Raw genomic sequence first — 16,125 nt, forward strand, 5'->3', positions numbered from 1 at the left:
TTTAAAATTTTGTTAAAATAGTGAAGAATAGAAATAAGGGAAAAGTACGTATGAGAAAAAAAACGATAGGAGAAGTGTTGAAACTTGCTCGGACCAATCAAGGGCTGAGCTTAGAGGAACTGTCAAAAAAGACAGATATCCAGCAGGATTTGCTGGAAGCGCTGGAACGAAATGACTATGATTTGCTTCCTAGTCCTTTCTATGCCCGTAGCTTCTTGCGGAAATATGCTTGGGCTGTAGATTTGGATGAATCTATTATTCTGGAGGCTTACGAAGCTGGTGAGATGATTGTCTTTGATGAAGTGGCACTGGCAGCAGATGAGGAATTCAGGAGCAGAAAAAATAAAAATAAAAGCTCTTTTCTGCCCTTGTTCTATTTTCTCTTATTGGCTTCAGCTATTGCAGCTTTCGTGGCATACTATATTTGGAGCTATGCTCACACCAATTCGGTAAGTTTCAAAGCATCTAACAGCAATTATAGTCTGGTTTCCTCTACAAGCATTAACAGTCAGAAGAGTTCCTTTTCTTCAGCTGATTCTAAGTCAGTTTCTTCCTCAGCTAGCAAATTGACAGTTAGTGGAAGCGGAGATAATTTGATTGCTGAGTATAGCGGAGCAAGTCAGCCTGTCAAAGTGACCGTTTCTGTGGAGCAAACGACCAATTTGGTAAGCATAAGCGATTCAGAACTAGCCGAAGGTATCACCTTATCTCCTGAAAAATCAAGCCAGACGGTTGCTCTTGAGCCAGGCAATAAGTATCTTATTACGTTAGCACCTGTTAAAGGAGCAACTGTGACGATAGAGGGACAAAAACTAGATACTTCGGCTTTGACTAGCGATAGTGGAACCATTAGTTTGAACATTACGAAAGGATAAAAACGAAGGGAATACCATGAAAAAAGAAAATATTCCAAACGCCTTAACTCTTGTTAGAATTGCTTTAATCCCTGTATTTGTTGTGATTTTAACATTCGGTCATTCTTATGCCATGCATATCTTGGCAGCTTTTATCTTTGCTTTTGCCAGTATAACTGATTATCTAGATGGTTATTTGGCTCGAAAGTGGGAAGTGGTAACAAACTTTGGTAAATTTGCTGATCCCATGGCTGATAAGCTTTTAGTGATGTCTGCTTTTATCATGTTGATCGAGATGAAAATGGCTCCTGCATGGGTTGTGGCTATTATTATTTGCCGGGAATTGGCAGTAACAGGTCTACGCTTGCTTTTAGTGGAAACAGGAGGGACAGTCTTAGCAGCTGCTATGCCAGGTAAAATCAAGACCTTCACGCAGATGTTTGCTATTATTTTTCTACTGATTCATTGGACTCTCTTAGGGCAAATCCTTCTGTATATTGCTTTAATCTTTACGATTTATTCTGGATATGACTACTTCAAGGGAAGTGCCTATCTCTTTAAAGATACCTTTAAATAATATGGAAAATATCATCGAAGTAAGAAATCTTAAGTACAAATACGATAGTGAGTCTGAGAATTACACTTTAAATGATGTCTCTTTTCAAGTAAAAAAAGGGGAATGGCTGTCTATTGTCGGTCATAATGGCAGTGGAAAATCAACCACTGTTCGTTTGATTGACGGCCTTTTAGAAGCGGAAAGCGGAGATATTATTATCTCAGGCGATAAGCTGACAGCTGAAAACGTCTGGGAAAAACGTCGACAGATTGGCATGGTATTCCAAAATCCAGATAATCAGTTTGTCGGTGCAACTGTAGAAGACGATGTAGCCTTTGGTTTGGAAAATCAAGGGCTGGACTATGATCTGATGGTAGAGCGAGTCCAGCAGGCATTAGAGCTTGTCGGCATGCAGGATTTTAAGGAGCGTGAACCAGCTCGTCTTTCTGGAGGCCAGAAACAGCGGGTAGCTGTTGCAGGTGTGGTAGCTCTGAGACCGGATATTATTATTTTGGATGAAGCAACTAGCATGCTAGATCCAGAGGGACGTTTGGATCTTATCCAGACCGTGAAAAAAATTAAAGATAGTAATCAACTGACCGTCATTTCTATCACTCATGACCTGGATGAAATAGCCTTAAGCGACCGTGTTTTGGTCATGAAAGAGGGTCAGGTTGAATCTACCGCTACCCCGAGAGAACTTTTTTCTCGAGAAGATTTAGAAGAGCTAGGATTGGATCAGCCATTTGTTAATCAGGTAAAGACGGCTTTGCGTCAGTCAGGGCTTCCTCTGCCAGACTCTTACTTAACAGAAAAAGAATTGCAGGATCAACTATGGGCATTACTCTCAAAAATGTAAGTTATACTTATCAAGCTGGCACCCCTTTTGAGGGACCAGCGCTTTTTGGGGTGGATTTGGAGATAAAATCCGGCAGCTATACCGCTCTTATCGGCCATACAGGCAGCGGTAAGTCAACCATTCTCCAGCTTTTAAATGGCTTGCTGGTTCCCAATCAGGGCAGTGTTGAAGTAGGCAGTACAGTCATCACAGCTGATTCCGTCAATAAAGACATTAAACAGGTACGCAAGAAGGTCGGTCTGGTCTTTCAATTTCCAGAAAGTCAAGTTTTTGATGAAACAGTTTTGAAAGATGTGGCTTTTGGTCCTCAGAATTTTGGTGTTTCTAAGGAAGAAGCGGAAGCTTTGGCGCGTGAAAAGCTGCACTTGGTCGGGATTTCTGAGGATTTGTTCAATCGCAGTCCTTTCGAACTTTCTGGTGGCCAGATGCGCAGGGTAGCCATCGCTGGTATACTAGCTATGGAGCCCGATATCTTGGTTTTGGATGAGCCGACAGCAGGACTTGATCCATCCGGTCGAAAAGAACTGATGAGGCTCTTTGAAGAGCTGCATCGTGCCGGTATGACCATTGTTTTGGTAACTCACCTAATGGATGATGTAGCCAACTTTGCTGATACAGTCTATGTTTTAGATAAGGGCAGAGTCGTCAAGAGCGGTCAGCCTGCTCAGGTCTTTCAGGATCTTGATTTTATGGAGAGTATTCAATTGGGTGTTCCTAAGATTACAAAATTTGCTCACGAATTGGCGGAGAAAGGGATGACCTTCTCGAACTATCCTATTACAATTGAAGAATTCAAGGAGATCTTGCATGGATAAGTTGATTTTAGGCCGCTATATTCCCGGAAATTCAATTATTCATCGTTTGGATCCGCGGAGCAAGTTGCTGGCGATGTTTCTTTTTATTCTATTAATTTTCTGGGCCAATAATCTTGTGACCAATCTGCTGTTGTTTGTTTTCGTTTTTAGTTTGGTCTTGCTGTCCAAGGTTCCTTTGAAGTTCTTTTTAAAGGGTATCCAGTCCATGGTTTTTATCATAGCATTTACCACCTTGTTCCAGCTGTTTTTGACCTCGGGAGGGGCCACAATCTTCCGATTCGCTTTTGTCAGAATTACAGAACTAGGACTGTCACAGGCTGGCATTATTTTTAGCCGTTTTATTCTGATTATTTTCTTTTCTACTCTTCTGACTCTGACAACGACGCCCTTAAGCTTGTCTGATGCGGTTGAGTCTTTGCTGAAACCACTGAAGGTCTTCAAGGTGCCAGCACATGAGATTGGCCTGATGCTTTCTATGAGCTTGCGTTTTGTTCCAACTTTAATGGATGATACTACTAGGATTATGAATGCTCAGAGGGCGCGTGGTGTTGACTTTGGTGAGGGAAAACTTGTTCAAAAGGTTAAATCTATTATTCCAATTCTAATCCCTTTATTTGCTTCCAGTTTTAAAAGGGCAGATGCTCTAGCTATTGCCATGGAAGCACGCGGCTATAATGGAGGTGAAGGTCGGACACGTTTTCGCCGATTAGCATGGAAAAGAAATGACAGCTTGGCTATTATTAGCTTACTTATATTAGGTATTCTACTTTATATATTGAAAAACTGACCTGCTATTTAAAGTGTTTTTAGAGAATAGTATAAGTTAAACTTGTCTATTTTTTACTTGGTCAAAGAAAATATTTGGCAAAAAAGCTCTAAAAGTCCGTTTTTAACGTCTAAACTAAATGTTATTGTAACGTTTGACTTGGTAATGTAACTTTTTGGTAATATTTTATGTGTAAGATAGTATTATCACCGAAAGGAGAATTACTTTTTAATGAACAAAAAAACAGCAAAATGGACTTTAACAGGTGCAGTCGCTGCAGCGGCTTTCTTGGTTTCAGGTATTGCAAATGCTGAGACCTATACAGTTGAAGCCGGTGATACTTTATCAGCTATTGCTAACGAAAAAAATACAACTCTTGAGAAATTAGTAGAGTTAAACAAGATTGCAGATCCAAATCACATCCGTGTTGGTCAAATCTTGGAACTTGGAAATAGTGCCAAAACGTCTGAAACAAGCGTAGCAGCAACTGCAACTCCCGTAAATAATTATGCAGCACCTGCAGCAACAGCTAATTCAGCAGCAACTTCAGGAGGCCTTGTACTTAGCAATGGTAATACCGCTGGTGCAACAGGCTCTTATGCAGCATCACGTATGGCAGAAATGACTGGTGTTCCTGCATCAACTTGGGAAGCTATCATTGCCCGTGAATCAAATGGTCAAGTAGATGCTTACAACCCTTCAGGTGCAAGTGGTCTTTTCCAAACAATGCCAGGTTGGGGTTCAACAGCTACTGTTGATGATCAAATCCAATCAGCATATAGCGCCTATAGTGCTCAAGGACTTTCAGCTTGGGGCTATTAAGATAGAAATAAAAAAACCACAGAAACTCTGTGGTTTTTTGGTTTACAAAAGATTGACAATTTATAAGCAGAAAATGATAGTGTAGATAAAGATTTAAAGGTTACAATCTTATCTGGATTGACAGATGTGTAAAGTTATGAAAAGTGTTCGTTCAATATTTTTAAAATGAGGTTGGGAGAATCAGCTAGTAAATCTGCTCCATTTTCTAGTAACTCTCTTTGGCTGCCAAAGCCCCAAAGAACTCCTAGAGTTGAGATCCCTACTTCTTTACCGCCAATTATATCAAACTTTGTATCGCCTATAATTATGGTTTCTTCTGGATTTGCATCTAGTGTTTGCAGGGCTCGGCGCAGAACATCTGCTTTGTGGAATGAATCTGGCAGTGAGCCAAAAATATCATCAAATTGGTCAGAGATAGCTAGATTTGCTAATAAATCTTGTGCTGTGGGTTGATTTTTACTCGTTGTTACATAAATCTGATAGCCGGCTTCTTTTAACTGTTTCAGCAATTCTGGTATCCCCTCATAGAGGCGGACGCCCCAGATGCCTTTTTCCTTATAGAAGCGGCGATAATAGTTAATTGCTTCTGGAACTTGGCTTTCTTCAAGAACAGAAGCGAAGCTTACTTCCAGAGGAGGACCCATAAAACTTTTTATAATACTTTCTTCAGGACACTCTTTTCCAAGTTGTTTAAAGCTGTATTCAAAGGATTCTTGGATGCCCTTTGAACTGTCAACTAAGGTTCCATCCAAATCAAAGAAGATATATTTCAAATTATTCATCTTGTCTCCTTGTTTACTATCTAGTAAATCTACTTGACAAATTTGTCAAGGTTATTCTCCAAAGATTTCTTTTGAAAGTCTGTGGCCTGTAGGTGTTGTAGCTAGACCGCCTTCAGCTGTTTCTCTGAAAGCAGTAGGCAGACTTGACCCGACTTGATACATAGCGTCAATGACTTCGTCAACAGGAATTTTAGACTCGATTCCCGCAAGAGCCATATCAGCTGCAATAAAAGCGTAACTGGCTCCCATAGCATTTCGCTTGACACAAGGCACTTCCACAAGACCAGCTACTGGATCACAAATCAAGCCCAGCATGTTTTTAATGACAAAACAAATAGCTTGACTGGCTTGAAAAGGTGAACCTCCAGCAGCCAGAACTAAAGCAGCTGCACTCATAGCTGAAGCGGAGCCAACCTCAGCTTGACAGCCACCTTCAGCACCCGAAATTGAGGCGTTATTAGCAATGACTAGGCCAAAAGCGCCTGCAGCTAATAGAAAGTATAGCTGTTCTTCTTCTGAGAGGCCTAATTTTTCAATGGCTGATGTAAGGACAGCAGGCAGACAGCCAGCGCTACCAGCTGTTGGTGTAGCACAAACCAAGCCCATTTTAGCATTGTGTTCATTTACAGCAATAGCATTTTTTGCAGCAGTCAGCACAGTGTGGTCTGATAAAGCCTTTCCTGTCTGGATATAATGGTCAAGTTTTGCCGCGTCTCCACCAGTCAATCCGCTTCGAGACTTGCTCTCATCGAGTCCAAGAAGGACAGAGGCTTTCATGACTTCCAGATTGCGATGCATCAACCGCAGGACTTCATCTCTTTCACGACCAGTCAATTCATACTCGGTAGCAATCATCAATTCAGCAACATTTCCTTGGTAATCCAAGTCAGCTTGCTCTACCAATTCTTTGATGGAATAAAACATATTTTCTCCTATTTAAAGAAATTCACATTGTGCAGATGAGGAATATTGCGAATTTCGTTGATGGCTTCCTCACAGCTGCGGCTGTCAACTTCAATAATCATAATCGCTTTTTCCCCAGCCTTCTCACGGGTGACATTCATCTGTGCTATATTGATATTGTAGCGTGACAGAGCTTCGGTGACATGGGCAATCATACCTGGGACATCCTGGTGGACAATAATGATGGTCGGAGTATTCATGCTCAGAGATACTGAAAAGCCATTCAACTCCGTTACTTGAATGTTGCCTCCACCGATAGAGACTCCAGTCACACTGATTGTTTTATGGTCATTTTTGACAGTAATCTTTGTCGTATTGGGGTGGGGAGCATTGCTATCCTTTTGAATGGTCCAGACAATCTTGATACCGCGTTTATGGGCGATTTCAAGACTGTTAGGAATCTCTGGATCATCTGTATCCATACCTAAAATCCCTGCTACAAGAGCCAAGTCAGTTCCGTGACCTCGGTAAGTTTTGGCAAAAGAGTTAAAGAGCTGGAATTCTACTTCTGTAGGCTCATCGTTAAAAATAGAGGAGACAATTTTTCCGATACGGACTGCACCTGCTGTATGACTGCTTGATGGGCCTATCATAACGGGTCCGATAATATCAAAAACAGATTGAAATCTTAGTGAAGTCATGATTTCTCCTTGCAGCTAATTTATTATTTTCATTATAACAAAGTTAAGGGCTTTCTGCTGATTTTTTAAATGAATTAAAAGTGGATATTATAAAATTTCGTTAGATAGGAAAGTAAACGAGAAAATCAATAACTTTACAACGTTGTAAATATTCTTTACAGATAATAAATTTAGTTGAATTTCTGATTTGTTTTCCTAGTCCTTTCGTGCTATAATAGGCCTTGCTCAAGCGACCTTCAATCGTTGAAAGCACAGCACGACCTTCAATCGTGAAATAACGAAAAGATGGGAGAACACAATGAGTGATAACTCTAAGATTCGTGTCGTTGTTGGTATGAGCGGAGGTGTTGATTCATCAGTAACTGCCTTGCTCTTGAAAGAGCAAGGTTACGATGTAATTGGCATCTTCATGAAAAACTGGGACGAAACAGATGAATTTGGTATCTGCACAGCCACAGAAGACTACAAGGATGTAGCTGCTGTTGCAGATCAGATTGGCATTCCTTACTACTCTGTCAACTTTGAGAAAGAGTACTGGGATCGCGTTTTTGAATACTTCTTGGCGGAATACCGAGCTGGTAGGACTCCAAATCCAGATGTCATGTGTAACAAGGAAATCAAATTTAAAGCCTTCCTTGACTATGCCTTGACACTGGGTGCAGATTACGTTGCAACGGGTCACTATGCTCAGGTGAAGAGAGACCAAGATGGTTTAGTCCACATGCTGCGTGGCAAGGACAACAATAAGGATCAGACTTACTTTTTAAGTCAACTATCACAGGAACAACTTCAAAAGACCATGTTCCCTCTGGGGCATTTAGAAAAGCCAGAAGTTCGAGCAATTGCTGAAAGAGCTGGTTTGGCTACAGCTAAGAAAAAAGACTCGACTGGTATTTGCTTCATTGGCGAGAAGAATTTTAAAGAGTTTCTGAGTCAATATTTACCAGCCCAGCCGGGCCGCATGATGACCTTGGAAGGTCGAGATATGGGCCAGCATGCTGGCTTGATGTATTATACCATTGGCCAGCGAGGTGGTCTTGGAATTGGTGGTCAGCACGGGGGAGATAATGAACCTTGGTTTGTGGTTGGGAAAGACCTCAGCCAAAATATTCTTTATGTTGGTCAGGGCTTTTATCATGACAACTTAATGTCAACCAGCCTTGACGCTAGTCAGGTTCATTTCACAAAAGAAATGCCAGAAGAATTTACTATGGAATGTACAGCTAAGTTCCGCTACCGTCAGCCAGACTCTAAGGTGACAGTTACTGTAAAGGGTGACAAGGCTGTTGTCAACTTTGATCAGCCACAAAGGGCAGTTACACCAGGTCAAGCAGTCGTCTTTTATGATGGCGATGAGTGCTTAGGTGGTGGCTTGATTGACAGAGCTTATAAGAATGGTCAAGTCTTGCAGTATATTTAATTAACCACAAGAGGAATGAGAATATTTCATTTTTTTAAGAAAAAAATTGATAAGAAGGAAGAACGTGAAACTCTTTCTGACTATAAGAAACAGTATTTGGATGAGAAAACGACAGAATCTATAGAGGCATTATTTAAAGTATTAAAGCAATCTAAAGTTTGGGTTCCCTTCAATGCTTATCTGATAGATGAGAGTGAAGGTCAAGAAGGTGTTCGCCTAAAACCCGATATTCTGCAGAAGGGAGATGATTATTTCTATCCCTGTTTCTCAAACGAGCAAGAGATTCCAAAAGAATACTATGATCGCTTTTCTTGGTTGCAACTGCCTGTCACAGATTGTTTGTTTGCAGTTGAAGGCAGAGGGAGATTTCCATTAAGAGGGATTGTTTTAGATGCATTCTCTGAATCTGTCGAGATTGATAAAGAAGCTTTTGAAGCGATTCGCCAATCTTAGTTGCTTTAGATTGACAATTTCGCTCAATTTGCTAAAATAAGATAAGCAATACCTATGATGGTCAAAGCTCATGGATGTTGCAGGCTTTTTTGTCCTGCACTTCTAGAGACTTGGCCTTTTTTGGTGAAAAAATGAAGGAAAAAGAAATGTCACACAATTTTACTGAAAGTTATGATATTATCGTGATTGGAGCAGGGCATGCTGGGGTTGAGGCATCGCTTGCTGCTAGTCGAATGGGTTGTAAGGTTCTTTTGGCAACCATCAATATTGAGATGCTGGCTTTTATGCCCTGCAATCCTTCTATCGGAGGGTCTGCTAAAGGCATTGTCGTTCGTGAAGTAGATGCTTTGGGCGGAGAGATGGCCAAGAATATTGACAAGAGCTATATTCAGATGAAAATGCTCAATACTGGTAAAGGACCCGCTGTTCGGGCTCTTCGAGCGCAGGCAGATAAAGAGCTTTACTCCAAAGAAATGCGGAAGACTGTCGAAAATCAAGAAAATCTGACCTTGCGGCAAACCATGATTAATGAAATCTTGGTAGAAGATGGTAAGGTAATTGGGGTTAAAACGGCAACTCATCAGGAGTATGCAGCTAAAGCTGTCATTGTTACGACTGGAACAGCCTTGCGAGGAGAAATTATCATTGGTGATCTTAAGTATTCGTCTGGTCCTAACCACAGTTTGGCAGCCATTCCTTTAGCTGATAATCTGCGTGATCTAGGTTTTGAAATTGGTCGTTTTAAAACTGGAACTCCTCCACGTGTTAAGGCGTCATCTATCAATTATGATGTGACTGAAATTCAGCCAGGTGATGAAAAGGCCAATCATTTCTCTTACACTTCTCGTGATGAGGACTATGTGAAAGATCAAGTGCCTTGCTGGTTGACTTATACCAATGCAGAAAGTCACGAAATTATCCAAAATAACCTGCACCGGGCTCCTATGTTTTCAGGTATCGTTAAGGGTGTGGGTCCTCGCTATTGCCCGTCAATCGAGGATAAGATTGTCCGTTTTGCGGATAAGGAACGCCACCAGCTTTTCTTAGAACCTGAGGGTCGTGATACAGAAGAAGTTTATGTGCAGGGGCTGTCAACCAGTCTGCCAGAAGATGTACAAAAGGACTTGGTTCACTCTATTAAAGGTTTAGAAAATGCTGAGATGATGCGGACAGGCTATGCCATTGAGTACGATATGATCATGCCCCACCAGTTGCGGGCAACCTTAGAAACCAAGAAAATTTCAGGACTCTTTACAGCAGGGCAGACCAATGGAACATCTGGTTATGAAGAAGCTGCAGGTCAAGGGATTATTGCTGGGATTAATGCGGCCTTGAAGATCCAAGGTAAGCCAGAGTTGATTTTGAAGCGAAGTGATGGTTACATTGGAGTTATGATTGATGATTTGGTGACTAAGGGGACGGTAGAACCTTACCGACTCTTGACCAGCCGAGCTGAGTACCGTTTGATTCTCCGCCATGACAATGCAGATATGCGTTTGACAGAGATGGGACGAGAAATTGGTCTGGTAGATGATGAGCGCTGGGCTCGTTTTGAGATTAAAAAGAATCAATTTGATAATGAGATGAAGCGCTTGGAATCTATCAAACTAAAGCCTGTCAAGGAAACAAACGCTAAGGTAGAAGCGCTTGGCTTTAAGCCTCTGACGGATGCAGTAACTGCCAAAGAATTTATGCGGCGTCCGGAAGTGTCTTACCAAGATGTGGTTCAGTTTATTGGTCCGGCGGCAGAGGAGCTTGATGAAAAGATTATCGAGCTAATTGAGACAGAGATTAAGTACGAAGGCTATATTTCTAAAGCTCTTGATCAGGTTGAAAAGATGAAGCGCATGGAAGAGAAGCGGATTCCAGCTAATATTGACTGGGATGATATTGACTCGATTGCGACTGAAGCGCGACAGAAGTTTAAGAAAATCAATCCAGAAACAATTGGTCAGGCTAGTCGTATTTCTGGTGTCAATCCAGCAGATATTTCTATTTTGATGGTTTACCTAGAAGGCAAATCTAGAAGTATTTCTAAAAATCAAGCGAAGTAACTCTTGTAAAAGGCTGAGTTTCCTTTGGGAAGCAGCCTTTTTGTGTAAATTTACAAGGGGTTGACAAGATTGTAAACTTTGAAAGACTATTTTTCACTTCCTTTACCATTGTTAAATGCTTTGATTATTGGGAGAAATTCGCTTTTTTCTAGGATTTATGGTAAAATGGCGGAATAAGAGGTCTATGATGAAAAAATTTCGTTTTGCCCCAATTCACTTGGCGATGGCGGGTCTAATTTCCTTTATAATCTTAGCCATCTGTCTGAGGCTTTTTGGTGATAGTTTGGCCATGCTAGCTGCTCTCATGCTTGTGCTGGCTCTTTTGATTGTGCTTTTTATCCAGCAACAGAGAGTATCCGAGCTAGATGAGATTGAGCAGATTCATTATGTCAATCATCAAGCAGAAGGAAGCCTCGCTTCCTTGCTGGATAAGATGCCAGTTGGTGTCATTAAAATCAGTGAAGATAATGGTGATGTAGAGTGGTTTAATCCCTATGCGGAACTGATTTTTACAACTGAAGATGGTGATTTTGATGCAGATATGCTCAAGAATATCATGAAGGTTGCTTATTCAGACTCTGGTCATTATGCTACGGTTGGAGACAAAAAATATTCGGTTTACTTGGATCGTGCATCCAGTGTGTTTTATTTTTTTGATGCATCCAATGAATACGAAGCCACTGTTGGTCTGGTAACAACGCGCCCGGTAATCGGGATTATCTCGGTGGATAATTATGATGATTTGGAAGATGTTGTTTCAGACACGGATATCAGTCATATCAATAGCTTTGTGGCCAACTTCGTAGCAGAATTTTCTGAGCAGTTTCATATGTTTTACCGTCGGGTTGGCATGGATCGTTTCTATCTTTTTACGGATTACACAGTCTTGGAACAGCTGATGGAAAATAAATTTTCTATCATTGATCAATTCCGGACGGAAGCTAAAAATCGAGAGCTGTCATTGACACTCAGTATGGGCTTTTCTTATGGTGATGGCAATCATGATGAAATCGGCCGGGTCGCTCTTCTCAACCTCAACTTAGCTGAAGTTCGGGGCGGGGACCAGGCCGTTGTCAAAGAAAATAATGACAATATGAACCCAATCTTCTTTGGTGGAGGAACGGCGTCAGCTGTTAAGCGGACGCGCACCCGTACTCGGGCTATGATGACTGCGATCTCTGATAAGATTAAGAGTGTGGATCAGGTCTTTATAGTCGGACATAAAAATCTGGATATGGATGCCTTGGGTTCTTCTCTTGGTATGCAGCTCTTTGCTAGTAATATCATTGAGAAAGCTTATGTGGTCTATGATCCGTCCCAGATGGCTTCTGACATTGAGCGCTCCATTACAAAGCTCCAGCAGGAAGGGGCTGATTATCTGGTGCCGCTTTCTGAAGCAGTAAATATGGTGACCAATCGGTCGCTCTTGATTATGGTTGATCACTCCAAGATTTCTCTGACGCTGTCTAAGGATTTCTTTGATCAATTCAGTCAGATTATCGTAGTCGACCACCATCGTCGTGATGAAGATTTTCCCGAAAATGCTGTGATTGCCTATATCGAAAGTGGGGCTAGCAGTGCCAGTGAATTGGTAACGGAGCTGATTCAGTTCCAGAATTCTAAAAAGAATCGTCTCAGCAAGATGCAAGCCAGCATTCTCATGGCGGGGATTATGCTTGACACCAAAGGATTTTCATCTCGAGTCACCAGTCGGACCTTTGATGTGGCCAGCTATCTACGAACTCGAGGCAGTGACAGTGTTGTGATCCAGGACATTTCAGCTACGAATTTTGAGGAATATCGTGCGATTAATGAGCTGATTTTAAATGGCAAGAAGATACTGCCTAATGTCATTGTAGCAGCTGGTCCAGAGGAGAACACTTATGATACGGTTGTCATCAGTAAGGCAGCTGATACCATGCTCTCCATGTCAGGAATTGAAGCAACTTTTGTCGTGAGCAAGAATACCAAAGGTTATGTGTCTATTTCGGCTCGCAGTCGTAGCAAGATCAATGTTCAGCGAATTATGGAAAAGCTGGGCGGTGGCGGCCATTTCAATCTGGCTGCAGCTCAAATTGAAGGTAAAACAGTTTCTGAGGTCCTTCAGTCACTGAATCAAGAAATTATGGACCAAGTCATTAAAGAGGAAGTAATAATAGACGAGGAGAAAAAAGGATGAAAGTAATTTTTTTAGCAGATGTAAAAGGCAAGGGCAAAAAAGGCGAAATCAAGGAAATGCCGACTGGCTATGCTCAAAATTTTCTGATTAAGAAAAATTTAGCCAAGGAAGCAACAGCGCAGGCTATCGGTGAACTGCGCGGCAAGCAAAAGTCCGAAGAAAAAGCCCACGCGGAACTAGTGGCAGAAGCTCAAGATATTAAAGCTAAGTTAGCAGAAGAAGCTACTCTTGTTGAATTTACTGAAAAAGTTGGTCCGGACGGCCGTACCTTTGGCTCTATTACCAGCAAGAAAATAGCAGAAGAGCTGCAGAAGCAGTTTGGCATCAAAATTGACAAACGCCATATTAAGGTGGACTCACCGATTCGTTCCATTGGTCTGATAGATGTTCCAGTGAAAATTTATCAGGATATAACAGGAGTGATTCGTTTGCGGGTTAAAGAAGGATAATAGTGATTTGAAGGAAGGATTTACCGATGGCAGAGATTGATGAACTCCGAGCTCAGCCTCAGGATATTTTAGCGGAGCAGTCCGTCTTAGGAGCCATTTTCATTGATGAGAGCAAACTGGTCTTTGTTCGTGAGTATATCGAGCCTGCTGACTTCTTTAAGTATGCCAATCGCTTGATTTTCAAGGCTATGATTGACTTGGCTGACCGCGGGGATGCCATTGATGCAACGACGGTTCGCAATATTTTGGATAGTCAGGGTGACTTGCAGAATATCGGCGGTCTTAGCTATTTGGTAGAAGTGGTCAATTCTGTGCCAACATCTGCCAATGCTGAATACTATGCTAAAATCGTTGCAGAAAAGGCCATTCTGCGGCGGCTGATTTCGCGTCTGACAGAGTCTATCAATCAAGCTTACGATGGTGACCGGCTGTCAGAGGAAATTATCGCCGGAGCTGAAAAAGCACTGATTGATGTCAGTGAAACAGCTAACCGCAGCGGTTTTAAAAATATCCGTGATGTGCTGAACCTTAACTTTGGCAATCTGGAGGCTCGATCTCTGCAGACGTCAGATATCACTGGGATTGCGACTGGCTATCGTGAGCTGGACAAGATGACGACTGGTCTGCATGAGGAAGAATTAATCATTCTGGCGGCTCGGCCAGCGGTCGGAAAGACGGCATTTGCCCTTAATATCGCTCAAAATATCGGAACCAAGCTGGATAAGACTGTAGCTATTTTCTCTCTGGAAATGGGGGCGGAGAGCTTGGTGGACCGGATGTTGGCTTCAGAAGGGGTGATTAATTCTCATTCCATTCGTACAGGGCAACTGACAGATGAAGAGTGGCAAAAATATACCATTGCGACAGCTAATCTGGCTAATGCCAGTATTTATATCGATGATACACCAGGGATTCGGATTACAGAGATTCGTTCGCGGGCTCGAAAACTGGCTCAGGAAACGGGTAATCTAGGGCTGGTTTTGATTGACTATCTGCAGCTGATTACAGGAACTGGGCGCGAAAACCGCCAGCAAGAAGTTTCGGAAATTTCCCGGCAGTTGAAAATCTTGGCAAAGGAGCTCAAGGTGCCGGTCATTGCGCTGAGTCAGCTCTCGCGTGGCGTGGAGCAGCGGCAGGATAAGAGACCAGTGCTGTCTGATATTCGGGAATCAGGTTCCATTGAGCAGGATGCGGATATCGTTGCCTTCCTTTACCGGGATGATTATTATGATCGAGCTGGTGAGGAGGAAGAAGGCATTCCCAACAACAAGGTTGAAGTCATTATCGAGAAAAACCGGAGTGGAGCGCGTGGTACAGTAGAGTTAATTTTCCAGAAAGAGTATAATAAATTCTCAAGTATTTCCAAAAGAGAGGACGAATAAAGATGAGTGATGCATTTACAGATGTGGCAAAAATGAAAAAAATCAAAGAAGATATCAAGGCGCATGAAGGACAAATCGTTGAGATGACGCTGGAAAACGGTCGTAAGCGCCAAAAAAGCAAGCAAGGCCGTCTGATTGAAGTCTATCCGTCTTTGTTTATCGTGGAATATTCCAATGAAGGCGGTCAGCCAGGGGAAATCTCCAATACCTATGTGGAGTCTTACACTTATTCTGATATTCTGACAGAAAAGAACCTCATCCGTTATTTTGATGAATAGAAAGGTCCAGTGGGCCTTTTTACTTATATTTGAAGCAATTCCTCAGTCAAATCGACTTATATAGAGGATGATAAGCAAAGAAAACAGGTGGTCATCATGATTAAAAATTTAGTTTTTGATTTGGGCAATGTTCTGATTGAATGGAATTCTGAGAAAATCTTGACATATTTTGAACCTGAGAAAGAGCGGCGGCAGGTTCTTAGGCAGGCCATTTTTGAGTCAGGTGTCTGGCATCAGACAGACAAGGGGGAGCTGAGTTTGAAAGAAGCCTGTGAGGGAGTCCAGACTCAGCTAGATGCTTCCTATCATTCTGTCGTTAAGAATATCTTTTATCATTGGTATGAGGTTGTGCATGTTTACAGTGGTTTACAGGAAAGAATTCGGCTATGGGCTAATCAGGGCGGCTATCGAATCTATATCTTGTCAACCACTTGTGAGATTTTTTATCATATTGAAAAAGCTGGTTTGTTGCCCATTTACCCACTGCTGTCGGGCTATATCCTTTCCTCAGAGGTCGGTGTCGTCAAGCCAGAAGCAGAGATTTACCAAAAGCTGTTGAAAAAATATAATCTGAATCCAGTAGAATCCGTCTTCATTGATGATATTCAGGCTAACTTAGATACGGCAGCTGAATTGGGCTTTGAAATCATCTTATCCACAAGCGAGACAGAGAATATCAGGGCCTTGGAGACTTTGCTGGCTGCGAAAGGGAAGTTTGACTGATGGATGATAGTTTGCTTCATTTATAGTTGAAACATAGTGAGTCCAAGCTCCTACCTTGACATTTGCTGATGATTGCGCTATCATAGTCCTATATATGGGAGTCTGTGTACAGTCTGAGAGGAAGTGTAA

17 protein-coding genes are annotated in these 16,125 nt (G+C 42.0%); 14 read left to right on the plus strand and 3 right to left on the minus strand.

Annotated features, from left to right (window positions below):
- Positions 1 to 20: 20 nt before the first annotated feature.
- From rodZ to K4I03_RS09270, 6 genes are all read left to right on the plus strand, one after another.
- Positions 21 to 875, plus strand: coding sequence for a cytoskeleton protein RodZ (gene rodZ / locus K4I03_RS09245; RefSeq protein WP_125439410.1), 855 nt, complete (start codon positions 21 to 23; stop codon positions 873 to 875).
- 16 nt (positions 876 to 891) lie between these two features.
- Positions 892 to 1,431 (plus strand): CDP-diacylglycerol--glycerol-3-phosphate 3-phosphatidyltransferase, encoded by a 540-nt coding sequence (gene pgsA, locus K4I03_RS09250; RefSeq protein WP_002927401.1) that lies wholly within the window; start codon positions 892 to 894, stop codon positions 1,429 to 1,431.
- 1 nt (position 1,432) lies between these two features.
- Entirely contained in the window at positions 1,433 to 2,269 is an 837-nt protein-coding gene (locus K4I03_RS09255) for an energy-coupling factor ABC transporter ATP-binding protein (protein ID WP_002922842.1), read from the plus strand.
- Entirely contained in the window at positions 2,245 to 3,084 is an 840-nt protein-coding gene (locus K4I03_RS09260) for an energy-coupling factor ABC transporter ATP-binding protein (RefSeq protein ID WP_227964974.1), read from the plus strand. The genes K4I03_RS09255 and K4I03_RS09260 overlap by 25 nt, the downstream gene beginning before the upstream one ends.
- A complete protein-coding gene (locus K4I03_RS09265) occupies positions 3,077 to 3,871 on the plus strand; it encodes an energy-coupling factor transporter transmembrane component T family protein (RefSeq protein ID WP_002905670.1) in 795 nt (264 codons plus the stop codon). The genes K4I03_RS09260 and K4I03_RS09265 overlap by 8 nt, the downstream gene beginning before the upstream one ends.
- A gap of 210 nt (positions 3,872 to 4,081) precedes the next feature.
- Complete coding sequence (locus tag K4I03_RS09270; RefSeq protein WP_002894257.1) at positions 4,082 to 4,672, plus strand: LysM peptidoglycan-binding domain-containing protein; 591 nt, start codon at positions 4,082 to 4,084, stop codon at positions 4,670 to 4,672.
- Positions 4,673 to 4,806: 134 nt separating this feature from the next.
- Here the strand turns inward: K4I03_RS09270 and K4I03_RS09275 are convergent, their stop codons facing one another.
- Genes K4I03_RS09275 through sdaAB form a run of 3 tightly spaced genes read right to left on the minus strand, consistent with a single transcriptional unit; the run spans position 4,807 to position 7,058 of the window.
- Positions 4,807 to 5,454: an HAD family hydrolase gene (locus K4I03_RS09275; RefSeq protein ID WP_227964976.1), complete on the minus strand. Its 648-nt coding sequence runs from the start codon at positions 5,452 to 5,454 to the stop codon at positions 4,807 to 4,809.
- A gap of 51 nt (positions 5,455 to 5,505) precedes the next feature.
- Entirely contained in the window at positions 5,506 to 6,378 is an 873-nt protein-coding gene (sdaAA, locus tag K4I03_RS09280; protein WP_227964978.1) for an L-serine ammonia-lyase, iron-sulfur-dependent, subunit alpha, read from the minus strand.
- 8 nt (positions 6,379 to 6,386) lie between these two features.
- Positions 6,387 to 7,058 (minus strand): L-serine ammonia-lyase, iron-sulfur-dependent subunit beta, encoded by a 672-nt coding sequence (gene sdaAB / locus K4I03_RS09285; protein WP_002907606.1) that lies wholly within the window; start codon positions 7,056 to 7,058, stop codon positions 6,387 to 6,389.
- Positions 7,059 to 7,356: 298 nt separating this feature from the next.
- On the opposite strand from sdaAB, the gene mnmA reads away from it, so the two are divergent.
- The 8 genes from mnmA (at position 7,357) to K4I03_RS09325 (ending at position 15,996) form a co-directional block, all read left to right on the plus strand.
- Positions 7,357 to 8,478 carry a tRNA 2-thiouridine(34) synthase MnmA gene (mnmA, locus tag K4I03_RS09290; RefSeq protein ID WP_227964980.1) on the plus strand — a complete coding sequence of 374 codons (1,122 nt, stop codon included), beginning with the start codon at positions 7,357 to 7,359 and terminating at the stop codon, positions 8,476 to 8,478.
- Between the two features lie 21 nt (positions 8,479 to 8,499).
- A complete protein-coding gene (locus K4I03_RS09295) occupies positions 8,500 to 8,931 on the plus strand; it encodes an SseB family protein (protein ID WP_032913426.1) in 432 nt (143 codons plus the stop codon).
- A 146-nt stretch (positions 8,932 to 9,077) separates the two neighbouring features.
- Complete coding sequence (mnmG, locus tag K4I03_RS09300; protein ID WP_032905420.1) at positions 9,078 to 10,985, plus strand: tRNA uridine-5-carboxymethylaminomethyl(34) synthesis enzyme MnmG; 1,908 nt, start codon at positions 9,078 to 9,080, stop codon at positions 10,983 to 10,985.
- Between the two features lie 187 nt (positions 10,986 to 11,172).
- The gene (locus tag K4I03_RS09305; protein ID WP_456301964.1) at positions 11,173 to 13,164 is read left to right on the plus strand and encodes a GGDEF domain-containing protein; all 1,992 of its coding nucleotides are present in this window, start codon (positions 11,173 to 11,175) and stop codon (positions 13,162 to 13,164) included.
- Complete coding sequence (rplI, locus tag K4I03_RS09310) at positions 13,161 to 13,613, plus strand: 50S ribosomal protein L9 (protein WP_125410679.1); 453 nt, start codon at positions 13,161 to 13,163, stop codon at positions 13,611 to 13,613. Before K4I03_RS09305 ends, rplI begins: the two co-directional genes overlap by 4 nt.
- Positions 13,614 to 13,639: 26 nt before the next feature.
- Positions 13,640 to 14,995 carry a replicative DNA helicase gene (gene dnaB / locus K4I03_RS09315; protein ID WP_002894241.1) on the plus strand — a complete coding sequence of 452 codons (1,356 nt, stop codon included), beginning with the start codon at positions 13,640 to 13,642 and terminating at the stop codon, positions 14,993 to 14,995.
- A gap of 2 nt (positions 14,996 to 14,997) precedes the next feature.
- Entirely contained in the window at positions 14,998 to 15,273 is a 276-nt protein-coding gene (locus tag K4I03_RS09320; RefSeq protein WP_002894239.1) for a Veg family protein, read from the plus strand.
- 96 nt (positions 15,274 to 15,369) lie between these two features.
- Positions 15,370 to 15,996 (plus strand): HAD family hydrolase, encoded by a 627-nt coding sequence (locus tag K4I03_RS09325; protein WP_227964987.1) that lies wholly within the window; start codon positions 15,370 to 15,372, stop codon positions 15,994 to 15,996.
- Positions 15,997 to 16,125: the final 129 nt, after the last annotated feature.

The organism is Streptococcus sanguinis (genome assembly GCF_020729725.1).
GTDB lineage: Bacteria > Bacillota > Bacilli > Lactobacillales > Streptococcaceae > Streptococcus > Streptococcus sanguinis_V.

Bases quoted from the DNA above. Each gene is read 5' to 3' on its own strand.
- pgsA (WP_002927401.1), top strand. From the start codon at position 892: ATGAAAAAAGAAAATATTCCAAACGCCTTAACTCTTGTTAGAATTGCT.
- K4I03_RS09255 (WP_002922842.1), top strand. From the start codon at position 1,433: ATGGAAAATATCATCGAAGTAAGAAATCTTAAGTACAAATACGATAGT.
- K4I03_RS09260 (WP_227964974.1), top strand. From the start codon at position 2,245: ATGGGCATTACTCTCAAAAATGTAAGTTATACTTATCAAGCTGGCACC.
- K4I03_RS09265 (WP_002905670.1), top strand. From the start codon at position 3,077: ATGGATAAGTTGATTTTAGGCCGCTATATTCCCGGAAATTCAATTATT.
- K4I03_RS09270 (WP_002894257.1), top strand. From the start codon at position 4,082: ATGAACAAAAAAACAGCAAAATGGACTTTAACAGGTGCAGTCGCTGCA.
- K4I03_RS09275 (WP_227964976.1), bottom strand. From the start codon at position 5,454: ATGAATAATTTGAAATATATCTTCTTTGATTTGGATGGAACCTTAGTT.
- sdaAA (WP_227964978.1), bottom strand. From the start codon at position 6,378: ATGTTTTATTCCATCAAAGAATTGGTAGAGCAAGCTGACTTGGATTAC.
- sdaAB (WP_002907606.1), bottom strand. From the start codon at position 7,058: ATGACTTCACTAAGATTTCAATCTGTTTTTGATATTATCGGACCCGTT.
- mnmA (WP_227964980.1), top strand. From the start codon at position 7,357: ATGAGTGATAACTCTAAGATTCGTGTCGTTGTTGGTATGAGCGGAGGT.
- mnmG (WP_032905420.1), top strand. From the start codon at position 9,078: ATGTCACACAATTTTACTGAAAGTTATGATATTATCGTGATTGGAGCA.
- K4I03_RS09305 (WP_456301964.1), top strand. From the start codon at position 11,173: ATGAAAAAATTTCGTTTTGCCCCAATTCACTTGGCGATGGCGGGTCTA.
- rplI (WP_125410679.1), top strand. From the start codon at position 13,161: ATGAAAGTAATTTTTTTAGCAGATGTAAAAGGCAAGGGCAAAAAAGGC.
- dnaB (WP_002894241.1), top strand. From the start codon at position 13,640: ATGGCAGAGATTGATGAACTCCGAGCTCAGCCTCAGGATATTTTAGCG.
- K4I03_RS09320 (WP_002894239.1), top strand. From the start codon at position 14,998: ATGAGTGATGCATTTACAGATGTGGCAAAAATGAAAAAAATCAAAGAA.
- K4I03_RS09325 (WP_227964987.1), top strand. From the start codon at position 15,370: ATGATTAAAAATTTAGTTTTTGATTTGGGCAATGTTCTGATTGAATGG.